Here is a 2,388-nt window from a genome sequence, read left to right as displayed (position 1 = left end):
AATTTATTCAAATTATTAAAAGCTGAGAGGCTTCCTGCAAGTGGCGCAGGGACAACCAGAATGTTTTTTGCTGCAAACGGATTTTATCAAAGGCGTAGGTGAGCTTGTTGCATTTGACTTTACGTATGATATCCTGATCTATGAAAATCAGCTGAAAGAAGCTTTCAACTTCGCAGTGAAGCTACCCAATGTAAATTTTGTACTTGATCATATTGCCAAGCCGAAAATTAAAAATGGTGAGCTTAAACCCTGGGCAGACGATATCCGGGCACTTGCAGAGCTTCCGAATGTAAGTTGTAAAGTGTCAGGCATGGTTACAGAAGCCGATTGGTCGAACTGGGAAAAAGCTGATTTCAGGCCCTACCTCGATACCGTTTTTGAAGCTTTTGGTACCGAAAGAGTGATGTTCGGATCCGACTGGCCGGTGTGCCTGGTAGCGGCGGAATACGAAGGTGCCAAAGGTATCCTGACCGACTATCTGAGTATGTTTTCTGATTCGGAAGTGCGGCAGGTAATGGGTAAGAATGCGATCGATTTTTATAAGCTTGATATCTAATATAGAACAAAATGAAAAGGTACTGTCTTGCTGTCGACCTGGTTGACGATCCTGTGATGATCAGTGAATATGAAGCTTATCATAAGCAGATCAGGCCGGAAATCGAGAAGAGTATCAGGGACGCGGGCATTACGCAAATGGAAATTTTCCGGCTGGGCGAGCGAATGTTCATGATCATGGAAACGGAAGATGATTTTAGTTTTGAAAATAAAGCCCAAATGGATGCGGCGAATGCCAAAGTGCAGGAATGGGAACAGTTGATGTGGAAATACCAAAAGGCGCTGCCCCAGGCCAAACCTGGTGAAAAGTGGGTTTTGATGGACAGGATTTTTGCCCTCGAACCATAGCAATTTTGTGAACCAGATTCGAACAGTTTGAGCAGATTAGGCTATATTTTACTGATTACAATAATTTCATGCAGCTTATCGGCATCGCAGCCGCGCCGCGCAACGGAGGTGAAAGTAATGAGCTTCAATATCCGGCACGGACTGAACCTGAAAGAGGAGTCGAACCTCAGGGATATCCTTAAAATTATCTCTGACCACAAGCCAGACCTGATTGCTTTGCAGGCGGTGGACAGTTTGGTAGACAAAGGAAAAACGCAGTTTCAGCTCCGGCAGATTGCCGTACAAACCGGAATGCATTACTTGTACGGGGTGGCCGACCGGTCGGAAAATGGGTCGCAGGGTGTGGGGATATTGTCGAGGTGGACTTTTGAAAATACACAAACCATTGCTTTGCCAACCACGCGGGGAGCAGATCCGAAAGTGCTGCTTTGCGGACTTGTCAATCCTGCGAAGGGACTTACGTTCCGGATTTGCAGCTCGCGGCTTGAGTATGCCTCTGTAATGGACCGAGCTTTGCAAGCTGCCTATATTAACCAGATGCTGGTCAACAGCATTCAGCCGGTGCTGATCGGAATGGATATGGGCGCGCGTCCCAACGAACAGCCTTACTTTTCATTCCGTAAAAACTGGCAGGATGCAGCACAAGGCTCGCAAATGCAAACGTGGAATGAAGGATTACCAGGCGACAGGCTCGATTACATTTTTGCATTGCTGAATAACAGAGTACGCGTCAAGAACTATAAAGTCCTGCGGAACTATCCCGAAGTTTCGGATCACTATCCTATCCTTGCCACCATTGAATTTTGGTAAAATGAATTACTCAAACCTCAAAATCGGATTATTTATTCCATGTTATGTCGATCAGTTTTATCCGCAGGTAGGTATTGCTACGCTTGAACTGCTGGAAAAGCTGGGCTGCCGGGTTACTTTTCCGCTCAATCAAACTTGTTGCGGCCAGCCGATGGCGAACTCGGGTTTCGAGCACCTTTCAAGATCCTGTGATAACCTGTTCTTTGACCAATTTTCGGACTGCGACTACGTGGTATCGCCTTCGGGTAGCTGCGTGCTGCATATTAAAGAGCATTTGAAGGCAGATAACCGTGCTGACGAGTCAAAGGTTTTACGAAAGAGGGTGTATGAACTGGTTGAATTTATTACTGATATCCTGAAAATAGACCATATCGAAGCAGAGTTTCCGTACCGTGTCGGACTTCACCAGGGTTGCCACGGGCAGCGGGGGCTGCGGCTTTCGCAAATGTCGGAGCTGAATGCGGAGCCGTTTTCAAAACCGGTTTCTCTTTTAAAGCAGGTACGCGGGTTGGAGCTGATCGACCTGGACCGTACGGATGAATGCTGCGGTTTTGGCGGAACGTTTTGTGTGAGCGAAGAAGCAGTTTCCGTGAAAATGGGTAAAGACAGGGTTGCGGATCACATCCGGCACAATGCTGAATTTATTACGGGCTCGGATATGAGCTGCCTGATGCA

The 2,388-nt window shown here is 47.0% G+C and carries 4 protein-coding genes; all 4 read left to right on the top strand.

Features of this window, described 5'->3' with window-relative positions:
• Positions 1-67: 67 nt before the first annotated feature.
• Positions 68-556 carry an amidohydrolase family protein gene (locus ACTIE6_RS22730; protein ID WP_439558811.1) on the top strand — a complete coding sequence of 163 codons (489 nt, stop codon included), beginning with the start codon at positions 68-70 and terminating at the stop codon, positions 554-556.
• 11 nt (positions 557-567) lie between these two features.
• Positions 568-903 (top strand): L-rhamnose mutarotase, encoded by a 336-nt coding sequence (locus ACTIE6_RS22725; RefSeq protein ID WP_439558810.1) that lies wholly within the window; start codon positions 568-570, stop codon positions 901-903.
• Positions 904-1,020: 117 nt separating this feature from the next.
• Complete coding sequence (locus ACTIE6_RS22720) at positions 1,021-1,713, top strand: endonuclease/exonuclease/phosphatase family protein (RefSeq protein WP_439558809.1); 693 nt, start codon at positions 1,021-1,023, stop codon at positions 1,711-1,713.
• Between the two features lies 1 nt (position 1,714).
• A partial coding sequence (locus tag ACTIE6_RS22715) for a (Fe-S)-binding protein (protein ID WP_439558808.1) occupies positions 1,715-2,388 on the top strand: 674 nt, incomplete at its 3' end.

It is taken from the genome of Dyadobacter sp., from assembly GCF_051859145.1.
In the GTDB taxonomy this organism is placed as follows: Bacteria; Bacteroidota; Bacteroidia; order Cytophagales; family Spirosomataceae; genus Dyadobacter.
The sequence above is the reverse complement of the archived record's forward strand: the minus strand, read 5'-3'. Positions and strand labels throughout refer to the sequence as shown.